Origin of the sequence: Scytonema hofmannii PCC 7110, from assembly GCF_000346485.2 — a bacterium.
Taxonomy (GTDB): Bacteria; Cyanobacteriota; Cyanobacteriia; order Cyanobacteriales; family Nostocaceae; genus Scytonema; species Scytonema hofmannii.
The window spans coordinates 300,053-319,585 of sequence record NZ_KQ976354.1; the positions used below are offsets into that span (position 1 = coordinate 300,053).

11 protein-coding genes are annotated in these 19,533 nt (G+C 40.6%); 8 read left to right on the top strand and 3 right to left on the bottom strand.

Features of this window, described 5'->3' with window-relative positions; genetic code table 11:
• The first annotated feature begins 243 nt into the window (after positions 1 to 243).
• Complete coding sequence (locus WA1_RS52100; RefSeq protein WP_017749233.1) at positions 244 to 4,719, top strand: nSTAND1 domain-containing NTPase; 4,476 nt, start codon at positions 244 to 246, stop codon at positions 4,717 to 4,719.
• On the opposite strand, the gene WA1_RS01360 is transcribed toward WA1_RS52100, so the two are convergent.
• On the bottom strand, positions 4,716 to 4,931 hold the full coding sequence (locus tag WA1_RS01360; protein WP_017749232.1) for a hypothetical protein: 216 nt from the start codon (positions 4,929 to 4,931) through the stop codon (positions 4,716 to 4,718). The genes WA1_RS52100 and WA1_RS01360 overlap by 4 nt on opposite strands.
• A gap of 1,058 nt (positions 4,932 to 5,989) precedes the next feature.
• Here WA1_RS01360 and WA1_RS01365 point away from each other — a divergent pair.
• The gene (locus WA1_RS01365) at positions 5,990 to 8,842 is read left to right on the top strand and encodes an nSTAND1 domain-containing NTPase (RefSeq protein ID WP_017749230.1); all 2,853 of its coding nucleotides are present in this window, start codon (positions 5,990 to 5,992) and stop codon (positions 8,840 to 8,842) included.
• A gap of 111 nt (positions 8,843 to 8,953) precedes the next feature.
• Here the strand turns inward: WA1_RS01365 and WA1_RS59270 are convergent, their stop codons facing one another.
• Entirely contained in the window at positions 8,954 to 9,634 is a 681-nt protein-coding gene (locus WA1_RS59270) for a hypothetical protein (RefSeq protein WP_272819047.1), read from the bottom strand.
• Between the two features lie 813 nt (positions 9,635 to 10,447).
• Here WA1_RS59270 and WA1_RS01375 point away from each other — a divergent pair.
• From WA1_RS01375 to WA1_RS01390, 4 genes are all read left to right on the top strand, one after another.
• A complete protein-coding gene (locus WA1_RS01375; RefSeq protein WP_017749228.1) occupies positions 10,448 to 10,987 on the top strand; it encodes a helix-turn-helix transcriptional regulator in 540 nt (179 codons plus the stop codon).
• 31 nt (positions 10,988 to 11,018) lie between these two features.
• A complete protein-coding gene (locus tag WA1_RS01380; RefSeq protein ID WP_017749227.1) occupies positions 11,019 to 11,891 on the top strand; it encodes a hypothetical protein in 873 nt (290 codons plus the stop codon).
• A 10-nt stretch (positions 11,892 to 11,901) separates the two neighbouring features.
• The gene (locus WA1_RS01385; protein ID WP_017749226.1) at positions 11,902 to 12,264 is read left to right on the top strand and encodes a hypothetical protein; all 363 of its coding nucleotides are present in this window, start codon (positions 11,902 to 11,904) and stop codon (positions 12,262 to 12,264) included.
• A 518-nt stretch (positions 12,265 to 12,782) separates the two neighbouring features.
• The gene (locus WA1_RS01390) at positions 12,783 to 13,277 is read left to right on the top strand and encodes a LysM peptidoglycan-binding domain-containing protein (protein ID WP_017749225.1); all 495 of its coding nucleotides are present in this window, start codon (positions 12,783 to 12,785) and stop codon (positions 13,275 to 13,277) included.
• Between the two features lie 576 nt (positions 13,278 to 13,853).
• Here the strand turns inward: WA1_RS01390 and WA1_RS01395 are convergent.
• Positions 13,854 to 17,468, bottom strand: coding sequence for a WD40 domain-containing protein (locus tag WA1_RS01395; RefSeq protein ID WP_017749224.1), 3,615 nt, complete (start codon positions 17,466 to 17,468; stop codon positions 13,854 to 13,856).
• 63 nt (positions 17,469 to 17,531) lie between these two features.
• Between WA1_RS01395 and WA1_RS58490 the strand changes: the two genes are divergently transcribed.
• The gene (locus WA1_RS58490) at positions 17,532 to 17,951 is read left to right on the top strand and encodes a response regulator (RefSeq protein WP_066612676.1); all 420 of its coding nucleotides are present in this window, start codon (positions 17,532 to 17,534) and stop codon (positions 17,949 to 17,951) included.
• A gap of 59 nt (positions 17,952 to 18,010) precedes the next feature.
• Positions 18,011 to 19,486, top strand: a complete 1,476-nt coding sequence (locus tag WA1_RS01405; protein ID WP_026135401.1) for an IS5 family transposase — start codon at positions 18,011 to 18,013, stop codon at positions 19,484 to 19,486.
• Positions 19,487 to 19,533 lie beyond the last annotated feature (47 nt).

Genomic DNA, 19,533 nt, shown 5'->3' on the forward strand with positions numbered 1-19,533 from the left:
GGGAAGCAAACTTAAATCACCTTGAGCAATCAATGTATGAATCCAAGTTTTACCCGCAAGATTTGCCCTCACCCTAGCCCTCTCCCAAAGGGAGAGGGGACAAGAATTCTAGCTCCCTTCTCCCAAAGGGAGAAGGGTTGGGGATGAGGGCAATTCATACTGTTATTCAGCAACGCCTTTCCTCCTTGAGAAAACGATTTTTTCTTACAAATGGTATGATTATCATTAATCATCCCTAAAACTATGTTTTCCCGAAATGTAGCATTGATAATTGGTATTAACGATTACACTAACGGCATTTCTCCCCTACAGAATGCCGTTAACGATGCTAAAAAACTGGTGGAGATTCTGCGCGAACAACATGAATATCGAATTTGGGTCTGTTTAAACCAAGTTGCCACCCTGCACAACCTCAACAAATTACTGGCAGAAACTCTTCCCCAACAAGTGACAAAGGATGACCGTCTCTTATTTTACTTTGCAGGTCATGGAATTGCTCTTAACGGTGATGATGGTCCACAAGGTTATTTAATTCCTCAAGATGCCAAGCTGGGCGATATCAACACTTACCTGTCAATGGTTCAGTTGCACGAATATTTAAGTCAACTCCATTGTCGCCATTTTTTGGGAATCCTTGACTGCTGTTTTGCAGGTGCTTTTAAATGGTCGAGTAACAGAGATTTGTTAACAGCCCCAGAGGTGATTCACCAGGAAAGATATGACCGCTTTATTACCGATCCTGCTTGGCAAGTCATAACGAGTGCTGCCTATGACCAAAAAGCTTTAGATGCTTTTAATTTTAATACAGAACGTGGCAAGGCTGGCAATCATTCCCCTTTTGCTGCGGCATTAATCGAAGCGCTAGCAGGTAAAGCTGATGCTTATCCTCCTTCTACCAATGGTCAACCCCCAGGAGATGGGGTGATTACTGCTACTGAGCTTTACTTGTATCTCCGTGATATCGTAGAACCAGCCACACAAGGACGACGCCAACGGCAAACACCAGGGATTTGGCCCCTGAAGAAGCACGACAAAGGGGAGTATATTTTCTTGACTCCGGGACATATACTCAACTTACCACCTGCACCACCGTTGGATGTGTCAAAAAATCCCTACCGAGGTTTGGAATCATTTGAAGAAGAACACAGCCAACTGTTTTTCGGGAGAACTCAACTGGTAGAAAAGTTACAGAATTTGGTCAAAACTCAACCGCTCATAGTGCTGTTAGGTGCTTCAGGTTCGGGTAAGTCTAGCTTGGTGAAAGCAGGATTAATTCCCCAATTACGGCAAGACAAAACGGAGAAATGGTATATTTTGTCACCCATCCGTCCTGGTGAGGCTCCCTTGCAAGCGTTAAACCATGCTTTGAAAAATGCTCAATTGCCAGAAGTCGCAGCCCAAAACCCACAAAAAACTCTGGCGATGAGCATTGATGCTTGGGCGAAAAATCACCCCAACTCTAAGTTATTAGTGTTTATTGACCAAAGTGAAGAAATTGTCACACTGTGTCAAAATGAGGATGAGCGTAAAGAGTTTCTTCAAGAGATACTCAAGGCGGTTAATACCCATAACCAGAGATTGCGGGTCATACTCTCTTTACGTTCTGACTTTGAACCCCAACTAAGAGATGCAGGTTTACAGTTTGTTCCCACAATCCTAAAAGTTGGAAACACCGTGCTGAAAAATCGCTGGCAAAGCGGACGATTTATTGTATCGGCGATGACACGAGCCGAACTGCGCCAAGCCATTGAGAAACCAGCAGAAACACGGGTGATGTTTTTTCAGCCCGACGAATTAGTAGAACAACTGATTGATGAAGTGGCGGATATGCCGGGAGCATTACCTCTGCTGTCTTTTGCCTTGAGCGAACTTTATCTCAAGTATTTAAAGCGACAAAGGGATGCACAAAATAAAGGTATAACGATTGACCGAGCGCTCACTCAAGAAGATTATCAAGATTTAGGAGGGGTGATTCAGTCACTGACTCAAAGGGCTGATGAAGAATATGAAGCGCTTGTGAAAGAGAACCCCGCTTATGCTCAGATTATCCGCCAAATGATGCTGCGGATGGTTGCCCTGGGTGGAGGTGAATTAGCACGCAGACGAGTCCCGTTATCGGAACTGGAATATCCGCAACAGAAAAACCATTTCGTGAAAGAAGCCATTGAGCGCTTTACGAATGCCCGCCTACTTGTTAAAGGAGAAGATGCTGAAGGGAATCCTTATGTAGAACCAGCTCATGATGCTTTGGTGCGGGGATGGCAGAAGTTGCTGGCATGGAAGCAAGAGGATGAGGAAAGTTTAATTTTGCAACGGCGTTTGACTCCATCTGCAATGGAGTGGAAAATGCTTGAAAGCAAACAACAATCATTCGGTTTTCAAACCAAGATTGATTGGTTGGATCGCAACCTCTACGGTGTCAAAAACTTGTTGAACATCATGACTCAATTGGTTCAATCCGGGCGGCGATCGCACAATCATCAAGAGCGCTCCAGAGAGAACCCAGTACAGTTTTTGTGGAATAGCAATCCCTATCTTGATGTCTTGAATGAGCAACTTAAGTCCAGTAACAACTGGTTTAACCAGGTTGAAGTTGAGTTTGTTCAGCGAAGCGTTTTGCAAAAACGCAAAAATTCAGCTTGGCGTTGGCGCATTACCTTTGGTGTCATGTTAGGGTTAAGTGGACTAACGCTTTTAGCTCTCATCGGTCAAAGGCAAGCACTTGACGAAGAAATTATTGCCGAGCGACAATCTTCAGAAACATATTTGCAATCAAATCAGCCGGTTCTAGATGCATTAGTGAGTGGTTTACGAGCAGGTAAATTACTCAATCATTGGCTGCTGCAAGTAGCTAAACCAAGCGAACAACAGCAAATTCAAATTACCCGGACGCTGCGAAAAGCATTTTACACAGTGCGTGAAGACAGTCATTTGGTTGTCAATAAAGGTAAGATTGCAAGTGTCTTTTGGAAGAAAGGTCAGTTATTGCTGGCAACATGGGAAAATAATGGTACTGTCAGCATTTTGGAAAGAAACCAAGGACAGCTAGCTGAAATAAATGTACCACCAAACTCAGTGACAAAAGTTGCTTTTAGTCACGATGGCAGTCGAGTGGCGATCGCTCGTAAAGATGGAATAATTCTCTTGTGGGATTGGAGAAAGACAGCATTGCCGAGGGAATTGAAGGCACATGAAGCTGAGGTAACAGATGTTGTATGGAGTCCAGATGGCAGTCGATTTGCAAGTCTGACAGCTTCGGGAGTTGCCCGTATTTGGGACAGTTTTGGTAACAAGTTGCAGGAATTTAACAAACCGCAAACTGAAGTTGTGGGTATTAGTTTTGACTTAAATAATCAATTTCTACGGCTCACAATTGGTCGAGACAATCGTATTGTCTGCTTGTGGGGTTCGAGGGGACGAGAGTTAGAAAAGTTCACTGCTCTGACTAGAATTAAGAAGGCAACAATGAGTCCTGATGGCAAGCCAATAGCTATTACTTATACATCTGAGCAAAACGGTGTCTCGAGTTGGTTGTGGAACTGGGAAGAGAAAAAACTACACCCTTTGGGGAACGATGTTCTTGTCAGTTTTAGCCTTGATGGCAGACTGTTAGCAACAACAGGGTTTGATGATGGCACTGTTAGGTTAAGAAATTGGTTTGGCGAACAGGAAGGACAAGAATTTCAAGGGCATCAAAGCCAAATTAGTAGTCTCAATTTTCGGTCTGATGGTGAATTGCTAGCGACTGGAAGTAATGACGGTAAAGTGAAATTATGGAGGGTGCAGCCTCCACAGTTAAGCTTATTCAAACAACTTCCTCTTAAAGTGACAAGTGCTAGCTTTAACTCAAACGGTACACAGATTGCTACCCTAGGAACCGATGGTAAAATCCGTATTTTAGATTTGTCAGGCAACTCATTGAAAGTATTTTCAAGTGAATACGACTTAAAAGGGAAGTTAAGTTGGAGTCCGAATGGCAAGCAATTAGCGGTTGCGGATAAAGGGAAAATCCTCCTTTTAGATGCATCTTCGGGTAAACAAGAGGGTGAATTACCAGGACAATACGAAGCTGTTAGTCTTTTGCGCTTTAGCCCTAATAGCCAGAAATTAGCGCTGATGGAAAAGAATCGGATTATTCGCACCTTTAATTTGTCCAACAAAACAGAAGAAATACCATTTACGTGGTATGAAAACATTCCCCTCAGCACTGTAGTTTGGCGTCAAGATGACAACCAAGTGAAGCTATTTGTGGGTGTGATTGAAGAAAACGAGAATTCAAAAGCTAGGAGTATCCGTATGTGGGATATAAAAACAAGTCAACAAATTGCTATTTCATTCCACAAATATTTGCGTGATTTCAAGAGCATTCATTTTAATAATGACGGAACTTTAGCAGCGGTTGCTAAACCCGATGCAACTGTTAGCATTTGGTATATGGAAGGAGATAAGATGGGAGAATTGAAAGCGGATACACCCAGTCTTCAAAGTGTTAGCTTCAGTCCCAGGGGAAATGTGTTGGCTGTCATTGCTAGCGATGGAACAATGAAGTTGTGGGAGCTTGGAGACTTAAACAAACTGATGGTAATGGGGTGCGATCGCTTGCGTAACTATCTTGAGAAGAACGCCAATGTTAATGAGGGTGTTAGCGAAGCCATTCCCGAAAGGCAGGAGGCTCGCCATCTTTGTAGTGATATTGGTAAGAAAAAATTATCAGACTAAAAATCTCGATCTTTCCCAGGAGAACGAGAAGACACTCCTCTTATAGAACGAGAAGGCGAGTCATCAGTTCTATCGGATTCTACTTTTTCTTTTTTAGGAGGAGTTACTGTTGCCTGAGATTTAGAGTTGTCTTCTTCTAAGGGTTTAGTTTCGTCATATGTATCAATTGGTACTTGATTTTCCGTTATTTTTTTAGGCTCTGTATTTTCCATAGCAAATTTTTTACATTATGATAGTTTATCAATATGCACTCGTAGCAAGCCTGGAGTGACCTTGGCATCGGTCGTTTCATGACAGCTTTATAGATTTTATCAGTAACTGACCAGAAGTCAGCCACAACTTAGAAACAAGTCAGTCATCCTCAGGTAATAAATCAGTACGCGGTAGAGTTTGATAAATATATCAGGATCGAACAAGCTAAACCTGATGTTCAACAAACCTTAAATACTAAATCTGTTTTTCTAACCCCTTTTAGCCGTGCGATTGGAAATCGCGGCTATACAAACGAAGTCCGCCTGCGCGGACTTCTATATTAAGTCCACGTAGGTGGACTTTGTTTGTATAGCCCCAGAATTCTATTCTTGCAGGCTTGTGCCAAATTGGAATGCTCCCAAACCTGATGCTCAACAAACCTTAATTCATAAAGGAGAAAAACAAGACATACTTCGCAGAGTCTGCTGGCATACAAAACTCTATTTTAAAGGGGTTTAAACAAAAAATCCATATGATGAAAAAATAGATTTGTAATTGTATAAATCTGATATTTTTCAAGTGAAGAGAATGGATTAAGAATTTAACTCACCTGTAAGAGTTGACCATCAATTTTGATATCTTAGAGTTTTCGCTCTTTAGCAAAAAGTATTTTTGACAATAATTCGGAAAGCTGTTATCTATCGTTGTAGTTTAGCAAGTCAGCTTATTTTTGTGGTGGAAGTAAATAAACACAATAAAACTAAACTGTAGGAACAAACGTAAATAAGGCTCAAACCTTTTTACCCCCTGCTTCCTGCTCGCTGTCTCCTGTCTTATTCCAACAATAATGTGTTTACGCCCACCTACTTATTGTAAAAAATAATATTGTTGCTATATGAACCGGAAGATCTACGCATTCATCAAGTTACGTTAGCTATATTTCATTAACCAAGTATTTATAAAAGTCAGTTACAAGTCAGTCATCTTCGGACGGTAAGTCAGTATGGGGTGGCATTTGCTCAATGTATCACATTCAAACAAGTAGAACAAATAACCAACATATGAAGGAACTGTTTTTATGTCTGACTTTTCTAGAAATCTGGCATTTATCATCGGAATTAATAATTACAAAAACGGTATTTCGCCTCTACAGAACGCAGAGAATGATGCCAAAAAGCTCATTGAAATACTGCGGGAACAGCATGGATATCAAATATGGGTGTGCTTAAACGAACTTGCCACCCTCAACAATTTAAATCAACTATTAGAACAAACACTACTAGAACAAGTCAGTGAAAATGACCGCTTGCTGTTTTACTTTGCCGGTCATGGAATTGCTCTCAATGGCGATGATGGTCCAGCAGGTTATTTAATTCCCCAGGATGCCCAATTGGGAGATACGAATACATACCTGCCGATGGCTAGGTTGCTTGAATGCTTGGAGCAACTACCCTGTCGTCATTTCTTAGGAATCCTCGACTGCTGCTTTGCAGGAGCCTTTCGTTGGTCAAGCACCAGGGATTTATTAACTGTACCAGAGGTGATTCACAAAGAGCGTTATGACCGTTTTATTAGCGATCCAGCATGGCAAGTCATCACTAGCACAGCTTATGACCAAAAAGCCTTAGATGCATTTGATGTTAACACAGAGCGCGGCAAGGCTGGGAACCATTCTCCCTTTGCAGGGGCGTTAATCGAAGCGCTAGCAGGTAAAGCTGATGTCTATCCTCCTTCTACGAATGGTAAACTCTCAGGAGATGGGGTGATTACTGCTACCAAACTCTACTTGTATCTGCGTGATGCCGTTGAACCAGCCACGGAAGAACGTCGTCAACGGCAAACTCCAGGAATTTGGTCTCTGAAGAAGCATGATAAAGGGGAGTTTATTTTCTTATCTCCCGGACATCCACTCAACTTACCGCCAGCGCCGCCTTTAGATGCATCAAAAAATCCCTACCGAGGTTTGAAATCATTTGAAGAGAAACACAGCGAACTGTTTTTCGGTAGAACTGAACTAGTAAAAAAGTTACAGGATTTTGTTAAAACTCATCCCTTAACAGTAGTGTTGGGTGCTTCGGGTTCGGGTAAATCTAGTTTGGTGAAGGCAGGATTAATTCCCCAACTGCGGAAAGACAAGAGTGAGCAATGGTGTATTTTACCACCCATTCGTCCTGGCGAGACTCCCTTACTTGCCTTAAATAATGCTTTGAAAAGTGCCCAATTACCAGAGGTAGCACCACAAAACCCACAGCAGAATCTGGCTTGGAGTATTGATGTTTGGGCGAAGCGCAACCCCAACTCTAAGTTACTACTGTTTATTGACCAAAGCGAAGAAATTATTACACTCTGTCAAAATGAGGATGAGCGGAAACAGTTTTTCCAAGAGATACTCAAAGCAATCAATGCCCATCGCCATAGATTACGAGTAGTGTTAACCTTACGCTCTGATTTTGAAACCCAAGTCAGAGATGCTGGCTTAGAGTTTGTCCCCACAGTTCTGAAAGTAGGAAACACAATGCTGAAAAATCGTTGGCATACGGGACGATTTGTTGTACCAATGATGACACGAGGAGAACTGCGGGAAGCCATTGAGAAACCAGCAGAAACACGGGTAATGTATTTTCAGCCCCACGAACTCGTAGAACAATTGATTGATGAAGTGGCAGATATGCCGGGAGCATTGCCTCTGCTTTCTTTTGCGTTGAGCGAACTTTATCTCAAGTATTTAAAGCGACAACGAGATGCTCAAAATAGAGGTATAACAATTGACCGGGCACTAACGCAAGAAGATTATCAAGGCATGGGAGGAGTCATCCAATCACTGACTCAAAGGGCTGATGAGGAATATGAGGCGTTAGTTAAAAAAGATCCAGCGTATGCCCAGATTATCCGCCATGTGGTGCTGCGGATGGTTGCTCTTGGTGGAGGTGAATTAGCACGCAGACAAGTCCCGTTATCGGAATTAGAATATCCACCAGAGAAAAATGATTTTGTTAAAGAAGTCATTGAGCGTTTTACCAAAGCACGGTTACTGGTTAAAGGAGAAGATGCAGAAGGTAATCTCTATGTGGAACCAGCCCATGATGCTTTGGTGCGGGGATGGCAAAAGCTGCTGAATTGGGTAAAAGAGGAGAAAAACTTAAGATTGCAGCGCCGTTTAACACCTGCTGCCCTAGAGTGGAAAAGCAAACAACAGCTACGGTTTCTTTGGAATGTTGACCCCTATCTGGATGTGTTGCAAAAAGAGGTACTTAACTCAGAAAACAACAACTGGTTGAACCAGTTAGAAACTGAGTTTGTGCAACAAAGCATTAGGCAAAAACACAAAGATACCCGTTCGCGTTGGGGTATTGGGATCACTGTGTCGCTGGTCATCACAACATTTGTTGCATCCGCAGCGACATTTGTAGGGACAGTATGGTCTAGCTTGACAAACAAACCAAATGTTATATTTGCTTCTCCTGGGCAAGAGATTCAAGGAACTACAGACTATACATTCTCGTATAATCCTTCCACTCAAAGAGCCTTTGGTCCAAGCGTATTTCACCAAATTGTGTTCGGTATCCCCAAAAATACACAAGATTGCATAAATGTTAATCAACTTCCAGATGGGGAAAAATCCGAAAAGGGAAAGCCTTTCAATATAACTGCACCAAAAGAGCCAGGGGTCTATTACATTGAATTCGCTATAGACTTAGAGTACTCTTGTGACGTACCTAAAGGTAGGTGGGTACGTGGAGAATATGGAAACGTTCCTGGGCAATCAAAATTAGGAATTGTTGTAGTCGGGAATGTATTTAACTTCTCTATCTATAGCAAGATTTTGGATGCCTACTCTAAAAATGTACCTACTTCATACGTTCTAACTGGTGATGAACATAAGCGTTCAGGTGGCTATATTGCTTTAAAAAACTTTAAGTTTGACAAATAATAGCGGCAATGCCTCCAAGTAATTTACCAGCTTTGAAGATAAAAAATTGAACGTTGCACACTAGCACTTCTAGCTTTTCACTTAAAGTGAGAGGAATCGTGAATAATTTTGTTACTGTATTCCGAACCAGCCACCAGTATCGCCACCTGCCCAGCAACCCTCTTTGCAGGCTGACGGCAAGAGTTTAGCAAAGATTAATTTGAACTTAGGGTCAGCGCTAATATCCACTTTTTCATAACCTACTGGCAGACAAATTCTTTCCTGATAACCGCCGGGAACCCTAACTTGTCCCATTACATATATGTCTCCACCGACTGAATACACACTTTTCTCTTTTCTGCGGGAGTAGGCGGCAACATAACAGCCTGGATAACCGATAAATTTATTAACAGTGGGTAAAGTCTTTTCCTCAAATCCTGGATAGGACACATTCACCACAACATTATCTCTGACGTAAACTTTGAAGTTTGCAGGAAGAATAGCTTTATTGGGATCTGGATCTTTTCTGCCATAAATACTGATATCCGTTGATTGCCCCTTGACTTTGAATTTAATTTGTCCATTTACTAAGGTAGGCATTCTACTATTTCTCTCCCCTGAAGCCTGTTGATCTTTGCTTGGAGATAATTGAAATTTGCCAACTTCCTGCTTGAGGGTCACAAATTTATTGCTTATTAAGTTATCTAATACACTTTGCTGAATCGTAAAATTTTGCTGGCAACCAACAAGAAAGCTGAGGGAAACAGCTACGAGGGTTTTGATATAGTAATTATTAAATATAGGTTCCATCATTAGAGAATTACTCTAGCCTTGTTAAAGTTAATATCTATACTAACCCTCCTTCATCACTCTCGCCCAGGGAAAATCATAAGCCTTGTTTATCAAAATTTTTATCGATTGACCAATACTAATGAAATAAGGGAAGCGATCGCCGCTAGCGGGAACTTCGTGCCATCGCGCTTCTGGTGTGTATCTTCGTTCAGAAGTAGTGAGGTTAAGGCTTATCGCCTCAATATTCTCTATGGTTGCTGGAGGAAGCTAAGTACAGCATTTCATAAATTCGTGACGAATTGAGTGGCTTGCTGGTAAGGCTTTTCAAGGACTCAATAACGCTACGAACTTGTGCAAAGCTGTAATAAGCGATCGCTTTGTTTGGGATGGGTATAGTATTTGGTTCAGGTGCAGGCTATTCTAAAAATAAGATGCGTTTGTCGCGATCAGTAACACACTAAAGTCAGTCACAACTCACAAACAAGTTAGTCATCCTCAGGTGATAAGTCAGTATACGGTGGGGTTTGATGAATATATCAGGTTCAAACAAGCTAACCCTGAAGTTCAACAAAACTCTACTAATAAGGAAACAAATATGACTAAGGCTTAAGCACTTTACAAATAGCTCGTTGTATGAGTGAACGGCACATTTGCTGTTGTTTAACTATAATGCGTACCACCATACTCATACTTTCGCCCTGGAGTCTGCTTGTGGGCAAGGCGCTAGCATTTTTCTTACTTGTATGTCTTAGAGTACATAAGTAAATATTGCTTACACCTTTTAAAAATATAAAAGAAAGGCGCTGATAACTCTATTAAATATTAGGAGATAAAATGCTCAATATTTTACCTATTGATGCTGATAATAAAACCAGAAACCTCTTAATGGAATGCTTGGAAACCGCAGGATTTGAGGTAGTTAGTATAGAGAATGACCTTGTTGTTGTTCAGCTAGCACAGGAGAAATTGTCTACTAATGAGGAAAATATAAAATCAAATACTCTACGAACGTCCATCTTTCCATCTATTCCCCGACTACATGAGGTCTTCGAGTTTATAGAATTGAATTATCATCAACCTATTAACCTAAAAGAAGTCGCTCAAGCAGTAGGTTATTCCTCAGCTTACTTAACCGATTTAGTACGAAGACTTACTGGAAAAACGGTTAATAACTGGATTATTGAACGTCGGATAGTTCAAGCATGTAACTTACTTCTAGAAACTAATTATTCAGTTAATCAGATTGCTTTGGAAGTAGGCTATCAAAATACCAATCATTTCTACTGTCAATTTCGCGCTCGCCATCAAAATACTCCTCATGCTTGGAGAGAAGCACAGCGTTGCAAATTAGATCGCAACTCAATACATTTCTAAAAACAAGCTCCCCGACTTTGTAAGGATATATATGATACAAAAAACTAGTTCAACCATCGTGATGATAGCAGTTTTAGCATCCTTCATAAGTGGCTGTCGCTCCAGTGCAGAATATCAAAGATTAGCAAAAGCTGGAAACACATACACTACGGCTATGGATAAGTTATTAACAACTGCTGGTCAAATTAGAATTGACACAACTTCCGAGCAGTTACTGAAGGATGACGAGCTCAGTCATCAAACGCCTGAAAGTTATAACGAGTTATCTAAACTTGATGTTGAAAGACTTGAAATACTGGAAAATCTCCGCAAACATAATCGACTTCTAACGCGATACTTCGCTCTTATAGATGAGCTTGCGACTTCTAATGCACCTCAAAAAGCTCAGCAGGAAATTGAGGGTGTTGTGGGGAATCTGAATAAAATCGGTACTCAACTTCGTGGTAGTGCTCTTGTTCCGAATACAAGTGTCATTAAATCTGTAGGAGGTTTAGTTATTAGTTCACAAATTCGAGGTGCGCTTAGGGAAGAGCTTGAAAAGCGTAAAGATATTATCGATCGCGAATTTAAAACTCAACAATTTTTACTAGAAGCACTTAGTAATTCTATTAAGCAAGATGTCAGACTTACAATAGAATCACGAGAGTTACGCCAAGTTATTAGACCTTTAGTTGATAGAAAACAATCCATATCTGATGCTGATAATTGGATTGCAAAAAGAAGAGCTATCTTGACTATGAATAACACTGTCTCTGAACTGGAAGATGCAAGTAAATCTGCAGGAAAGTTTAGGGAATTATTTAAGGATTTTGTAGAAGGTAAGCTCAACCGCGAGCGCCTCAATACTCTTCTGACTGATATCGAATCATTTATCACAATCGTTGAACAACTTAAAAATTCATAGGAGGACAAATATGTTACTTGATATTGATAATCTAGATAAAATTAGAGATGAACGTCTGGAGCAACTAGAAAAGCAGGAACGAGAACTTAATTCAAGCAGAGTTCAGCTTTTCTGGGAAGATGTTAAGAAGCGCGATTCAGCTAAAGCAGAAAAATTTTTCAGGGAGCGACGGGTAATTGTAGTCCAACGAGTCAAGTTGGAGAATGAAACTTTGACAAGGATTGCCCGATCGCTAAATGAACTTGAAGATGACCTTAAAGAGGGCTGCGATAATCTACAAACTCAGATTGACAATCTAAATGATGAGGTGGCCTTTCTCAATGTTATCTCTCGCGTGACTGGCATTTTAGCTAGAATTCTTCTATTGTTCTAATTCGATAAGAGACCGAGCGCAGGTATTAGTAGAAGCTTTGCAACTAATTTTTAGCTTCCGTTATGTTGCATTTTGCATCTAAATGGAGTACACCCCCCTTTCATCCCCCCTTAGCAAGGGGGGACAGAGGGGGGTAATTTTTGTACCTCACCAAGTTAAAATTTGCTGTTTATTTATACATTGTTTCATAAAAGTCAATTTTTCATATCTCCATTAATGAAACTTTCTTAAATATAAAAAATAATGAATAACTAAAAATAGTTAATTATCTGTTCTCTTAATACCTAAAAATCTTGAATTAGCGATCAAGTTAATCATGAATACTATTGATATTAGGAAAGAACAAAAGAGCTAGCCCTCAAGGTAAAGTCTCGTTTCATAAAATCAGGTAGAAATGAACGCGAAGACGAAAACTTTTCTCAAGGCATAATTTCTCAACCTATTTAATGACAACTTTCCTTCAACAAAACCTTCTAAACAACATCTAACAAAAAATTACATTATCAGGAGCAAACCTCATGTACAAAAATGTCAGGGCGATCGCTGCTACTTTTGTGACTCTTTCTACGACTATTCTTTCTCTCTTGAATACACCTGCTTATGCTATTGGATATACCTTAATTTATCTACAAAAGAATCGGTGCATAGCTGACTATGAGTCCGATCGATCTGTTACTCTTCCCAGGGGTTACTACCCTCTTGTAAGTAGAGAAAGATTGATAAATGGTGATGACTTATTTGAAATTATTGCACCAGATCCAGAAGAGCCAAGTATGCCAATAATTGTCACTGTTTCCAATAATTGTCTGATTAACGTTAATATGCCTTGTGCATATGATAGTTCTTTATATACAGTTAATCCTGGAGATTCGCTTTTTAAGATTGCGCGACGAGAGTTGGGTGATAGTAACCGTTGGCGGGAGATTAGGAAATCTAATGGTACACGATTGACAAAAGAGGAGGCTCAATTTTTAGAGCCAGGTGAGGAAGTCTGCATTCCTAATTCATATTAAATCCGGTTAAACAATCGCACTAAAAATGGCTAAAACGCTCATTATGATATGATTGCACATAGATGCAATCAACCGGATTTGATATCATATATCGAGTACATAGAAGTTAGGTTGTTCGCTCGGATAAGAAATCAGCTCACTAACTTTGAGTGTGTCCAAGAGATTGCATCCAACCCGCTAGAGCACCGCTCAAGTAATAAAGGTTGTCAAAAACAGCATTATGTGGATAAGTTAAAACGCCTATTTCCGGCTAAATTTTTGGGTCTAGTTTTTAGCGATTCTCCTTTGGAGACGCTACGCGAACGCATAAAACCTAAGCGCCTAAAAGTTCGATTTCTACAAGATGCACATCCTGTATTTTATGTCAACTACTTCTACTTGACCGACGCTCTAAACCCAACAAATGTCTGTAAATGTTGGGTTTCGTTCCTCAACCCAACCTACGTGTTTTCGTATTTTTAGGCTTGACCGACGCTCTAGGGGGGGCGATCGCTCTATACAATTTCTGAGGAAGAAATCTTGAGGTTTTCGCCGTAAAATATGTATTTAATGTCAGCTCTGCTGGATAAGGGAAGTTTACTCTGTCTCTACTGCACCAAGAGCTTTCAAAGTGTTTTTCTGAGGAGTTGTTAAACCACTTGCATTTTTAATATTCATACCTTCATAGGGTCTATCAATTCTCATGGTTGTGAGGCATTCGCCTGTTTTAATATCCCAAAACTTAATGGTTTCGTCTTCGCTGCTACTTACTAGCATTGAAGCATTAGGACTAAAAGCAATTGACCTTACTGCTTTGTGGTGTCCTTGAAATGTTTTGAGAACAACACCTGTACTCATATCCCATAGTTTAACAGTCTGGTCGTCACTACCACTTGCTAAAATCTTACCGTCTGGACTAAAAGCAATTGTTCTAACTCGATATGTGTGACCTGTTAACGTTTGTACACATTGCCCGGTTGCAATATCCCACAGTTTAATAGTCTGGTCTCCACTGGCACTAGCAAGGATATCTCCACGGAGGGTAAACATAACAGATAAAACCCAATCACCATGCCCTAACAACGTTTGCAGACAAATTCCCGTACTTACATCCCAAAGTTTGATAGTGTTATCATCGCTACCACTAGCCAACATTTTCCCGCAGGAACTAAAACTAATTGTTTTTACTTGATTAATATGTCCTTCCAAAGTGTGCAGGCATTCTCCCGTATGCCAATCCCAAAGCTTTACCGTTTGGTCGCGACTGCCACTTGCCAGAATTTGTCCATTTGGGCTAAAGCTAACTGAATGCACCCAACTATCATGTCCCCAAAGTGTTCTCAAACACTCTCCTGTATTTGCATCCCAAAGTTTGATAGTTGTGTCGTCGCTGCTACTTGCCAGAATTTGGCTTTCTTGTTGTTTACCAATCTCTCGGTCTGATATTATGCTCTTACTTGCTGTACAATCATTTAGGTTTTGGGGAGCAAATGTCACTGATGAAATCAGGTTAGTATGCCCTGGTAACGTTCGCAGGCATTGTCCTGTCGTCACATCCCACAATCTTACTCGTTGGTCTTCGCTACTACTCGCCAACATTTGACCATTTGGGCTAAAAGCAACGGATAAGATCCAATTACTATAGCCGTACACTTTTCTCAAACATTGCCCCGTGCGGATATCCCATAACTTCATCGTTTGATTTTCACTAACACTCAGCAAGCTTTTACCATCTGGATTAACAGCAACCAACCAAATGCGTGAAGCTTCGTTACCGCCTATAGGCGAATTGTTATGCTCGTGCAAAGTTTGTAAACATTTTCCTGTCAAGACATCCCATACCTTGACTGTTTTATCCTCGCTTCCCGTCACCAGTGTTTTACCATCTGGGCTGAATGCAACTGCCCACACATAGCTGTTGTAGTCTGGTAATGTTTTTATGCACTCACCAGTGGCTAAATCCCAAAATTTTACTGTTGTGCCATCGCTTCCTGTCGCTAGTGTTTGCCCATCTGGGCTGAGAGCAATGGATAGTACCCAATTGATGTGGATTTGTAGGACTCGCAGACATTTTCCCCCGTTCACATCCCAGAGTCTAACAGTTTCGTCTTCGCTGCCAGTGACCAAAGTTTGTCCATTGGGACTGAAAGTCGTAAAAATAACCCGATCGCTATGCCCTAACAAAGTTTGCAGGCATTGCCCGGTGTGGGCATTCCACAACTTTACCGTTTGGTCATTGCTAGCACTCGCTAAAATTTGCCCGTCTGGACTAAAAGCAAGCGATTGCACCCAACTTGTATGACCCCGCAGAGTTTTTAAACATTGCCCGGTGTGGGCATTCCACAACCTCACCGTTTGGTCGTTGCTACCACTGGCTAAAATTTGCCCGTCTGGACTAAAAGCAAGCGATCGCACCCAAGCCGTATGACCATTGCAAGTCACAATTTGGTTCATGTTTGCCACTTCCCACAACCAAATCTCATTATCAATACTTGTTGCTAGTAGTTTCCCATCTGGGCTGAAAATTGCTGATAAAACACCTCCTAAGGTTCGAGTCAAAGCAGCCTTGCTTAAATCTGTATTGGTAAAGTTAACTCGATGCAAATTCATGCCCTGTAGGTAAGCTTGCCAAACTGTTAAATTAGAAAAATCATAGCCAATCAGGTTAATATGAAGCTGCCAGAGTAAATTGAGAATATTACCACCTGCATATCCTGGTTTTCGAGGAGCAAAAGACTTCAGCTTTGCTAAAAGTTGATTCAAACAGTTCTGCACATTTTCTTGAGTACCAAAGAGGTTTAGTAATTTATCTGCAAGGGGTTTGAGCAACAGTTGAATTTGTGCATTGATTGCGTAGTCTTTGGCTTGAGTTTTGATTAATGCACAGCTATTAAATAGTGCTGTTTCTCCATTCTGAATTTCTTGGCAAATGTTCTCGATAAAGCGATCGCTGACATACTCCATCACCACTGGTTGTTGAGTAAAACTCCCAGAATTCTTCTCAATAAGCGAGCGTAACCGTAGAGATTCTAAAGTTTCTAACAAATTTTTGAGTGAAACAGCAGGAATAATATCCTTTTGTAAATCTGTAAACAATACCCATTCTCGATTAATGGTCAGCCAGTACATGATCTGTTTTTCTAAAGCTGACAAACGGTAAAACTGTTGATCGAGTAAATCCGAAATATCTCCAAAAATAACGGTACCTTGTTGTAGAAAGTCAGCAATATTGCCGTCAAATAACTCATGAATAGTAGTTGCGACAATTTTTAATGCTAAAGGATTACCTGCATAAAACTTCACCAGCGATTGACATTCGTCTTCTGAGACAGAAAAGCCTTTTTCTGTAAGAATTTTCTCACCTTGTACCTCTGTTAAACCGGACAATCTCAGCGAACGAATTGGAGAGTTGGTACCTTCTTGAATGCTAATGCCTCTGGGTTTTTCCCGGCTCGTCAACACTAAACAACTCTGATGGTTAGTCTCTCCCAAGCATCTGATGAGCTGTCCATATCCTTCATATCCTTGCCGATATCCTCCTGCACGTTCGTCACTAGATAAAATTGACTCCGCATTGTCTAACACTAACAAACAACGCTCTGCACGCAAATATTCTATTAAACAGGAGATTTTACTGTCTAAGCTTTCTGGTAAAGTTGTTTCTTGTTGAGCGGACAAAAAGTGAATCAGTTCGCTCAAAAGCTCATGAATTGGTGGCGCATTCCGCAGACTTCGCCAAATCAGGTACTCAAATTCGGTTTGCAAAAGCTGCGCTAATTTCACAGACAAAGCAGTTTTACCAATTCCACCCATGCCGACTAAAGTAACCAGTCGGCAACGATCGTTAACAATCCATTGCTTTAATGTGGCGATTTCTTCGGTGCGCCCGTAGAAAACTGAGACATCAATCGCCTCTCCCCAGTTCTGACGGGTGTTAGTGGTTCCAAAGCCAGTATTTTTATCTCGATCTAGAGTGTGGGCTGAAACCTCAAAGTCCAAATCGGCAATTTCTCTCCACGAGAGTGCTAATTTCTGACAAAGTTCTTCAAACGTTGTATGGTCAACGGGTTTACCTGTGAGAAAGTTGCTGACTGTGGCTAAAGCCAGCCCTGTGTCCTCAGCCAAAGCTCTTTGGCTGGGGAAGCAGTTACGCTTAACTGCCAGTTTTACTTTCTGAATGCAATCCTGACGAACTTTGAGTGACCTTGGCATAGCTCGTTTTATGATGACTTTATGGATTTTACCGTAATTGTTTCTTCCTCATCAGTTTCGACAATGAATCAACAACAAAGCCTTGATGCTGGTGGTCATGATTTTCTGGTGAAACCCGTTCCAGCCGAGGAATTATTTAAACTTTTACAAAAATACTTGCAAATCGAGTGGGTTTACCAATCCATTTCCACCAGCCGAGTTAAACCCCACAACAGGTGTTCAGTAAAGCAAGCAGGCTATACACCCGAAGAATTTCAGACCCGACTAGCACAATTACAGTTACAAAAAAATATCATCGAAACAGCGACGAAACGAGCACAATGCCGCAATCAAACTGGAAAGACGTTAGCTGTATATGCCAATAAACCAAAAAAATCTCCAACTCAACTCTACTATTTAGGGCTTGCTGAAAAAGAAAAAAAGGAGACAGTCTCTAAATTCTCAGACTATAGAAGTATATTCAGGTGCAAGAGAGGAGGGTAGAATAGCCAAAAATGCTTGCATCACTGCGATCGGCAGCATCAAGTATGCTGTTAGTAACCATGTACCGAAAACAGGGACAAACTTCAATCCCAACTGAAAACTTTGAACTCCCGTTCGAGGGCAAGTTATCAGAAGATAATCGTTGGGTAATGATGGCTGCTTTCATTCCTTGGACAGAATTTGAAGAAGAATATTCTTCATTTTTCTCAGTAGAGATGGGAGCACCTGCCAAATCTTTTCGGATGGCATTAGGGGCATTAATAATCAAAGAAAAGTTGGGGATAAGCGATAGAGAAACAGTAGAGCAAATTAAAGAAAATCCTTATCTACAGTACTTTATAGGAATGTCATATTATAGTAATGAAGCTCCATTTGATGCATCAATGTTGGTACATTTTCGGGAAAGAATTAGTGTGGAGCTTGTTAACAAAGTGAATCAAGAAATGGTGAAGAAGATGCTAGAAGCAACATCTTCTAAACTATCTGAAAAAAAAACAGAATCACCAGAAGAAGAAGGTGAGACACCCAAAAATCGGGGAAAATTAATAATAGATGCAACTTGTGCTCCGGGTGATATCAGCTATCCGACAGATTTAGAGCTACTCAATCAAGCAAGAAAACAGACAGAGAAAATTATAGACTTACTTTACGAACAGACTTTGGGTCAATTAGAGAAAAAACCAAGAACCTATAGAGAGAGGGCTAGAAAGGATTATCTAGCAGTCGCTAAAAAACGTCGCGTTTCCCAAAAAGACAGGAGAAAAGCAATTAGAAAACAACTTCAATATATCAAAAGAAACTTATCTCATATTGAACAGCTAATTATTTCAGGAGCCTCTCTGGAAGATTTAAGTCACAGACAATATAAGATGTTGCTTGTAGTTGCAGAAGTCTACCGTCAACAACTCTGGTTGTATGAAAATAAAAAACAGAGTATTGACGACCGCATTGTCAGTTTAACCCAACCACATATCCGTCCAATTGTCCGAGGGAAAGCTGGTAAATCGGTAGAATTTGGGGCAAAATTGTCTGCTAGTTGCTTTGAAGGATATATATTTTTAGACCATATAAGTTGGGATAATTTTAATGAATCAGGAGACTTAAAAGCTCAAGTAGAAGCCTTTAAAAATTACACAGGGTACTATCCAGAATCTGTTCATGTTGATAAAATTTATCGCACAAGAGAGAACCGAGCTTGGTGTAAAGAAAGAGGTATTATAATGAGCGGACCTCCTTTAGGAAGACCCCCAGCTAATGTTAGTAAAGAAAAAAAGAAACAAGATTTAGAATCTGAGAGAATTCGTAATTGTATTGAGGGAAAATTTGGACAGGGGAAAAGAAGATTTAGCCTCAATCGCGTGATGACGAAACTTGCTCATACTTCTGAAACTGCAATTGCTATTACTTTTTTAGTGATGAATCTTTCTACTCAGCTCTCGCGGCTATTTTATGCTTTTTTATGTCTATTTTTTAAAACTACACCTTTTTCCCCATTTACTATTATTGAAAATAATCAGTCCTTAAATCATAGATAGCATCTGCTTATATTAGACCCTTGTTGAGTAACTAATCAATTCTTATC

Bases quoted from the DNA above. Each gene is read 5' to 3' on its own strand.
- WA1_RS01365 (WP_017749230.1), top strand. From the start codon at position 5,990: ATGTCTGACTTTTCTAGAAATCTGGCATTTATCATCGGAATTAATAAT.
- WA1_RS01395 (WP_017749224.1), bottom strand. From the start codon at position 17,468: ATGCCAAGGTCACTCAAAGTTCGTCAGGATTGCATTCAGAAAGTAAAA.
- WA1_RS59270 (WP_272819047.1), bottom strand. From the start codon at position 9,634: ATGATGGAACCTATATTTAATAATTACTATATCAAAACCCTCGTAGCT.
- WA1_RS01390 (WP_017749225.1), top strand. From the start codon at position 12,783: ATGTACAAAAATGTCAGGGCGATCGCTGCTACTTTTGTGACTCTTTCT.
- WA1_RS52100 (WP_017749233.1), top strand. From the start codon at position 244: ATGTTTTCCCGAAATGTAGCATTGATAATTGGTATTAACGATTACACT.
- WA1_RS01375 (WP_017749228.1), top strand. From the start codon at position 10,448: ATGCTCAATATTTTACCTATTGATGCTGATAATAAAACCAGAAACCTC.
- WA1_RS01405 (WP_026135401.1), top strand. From the start codon at position 18,011: ATGTACCGAAAACAGGGACAAACTTCAATCCCAACTGAAAACTTTGAA.
- WA1_RS01385 (WP_017749226.1), top strand. From the start codon at position 11,902: ATGTTACTTGATATTGATAATCTAGATAAAATTAGAGATGAACGTCTG.
- WA1_RS01380 (WP_017749227.1), top strand. From the start codon at position 11,019: ATGATACAAAAAACTAGTTCAACCATCGTGATGATAGCAGTTTTAGCA.
- WA1_RS01360 (WP_017749232.1), bottom strand. From the start codon at position 4,931: ATGGAAAATACAGAGCCTAAAAAAATAACGGAAAATCAAGTACCAATT.
- WA1_RS58490 (WP_066612676.1), top strand. From the start codon at position 17,532: ATGAATCAACAACAAAGCCTTGATGCTGGTGGTCATGATTTTCTGGTG.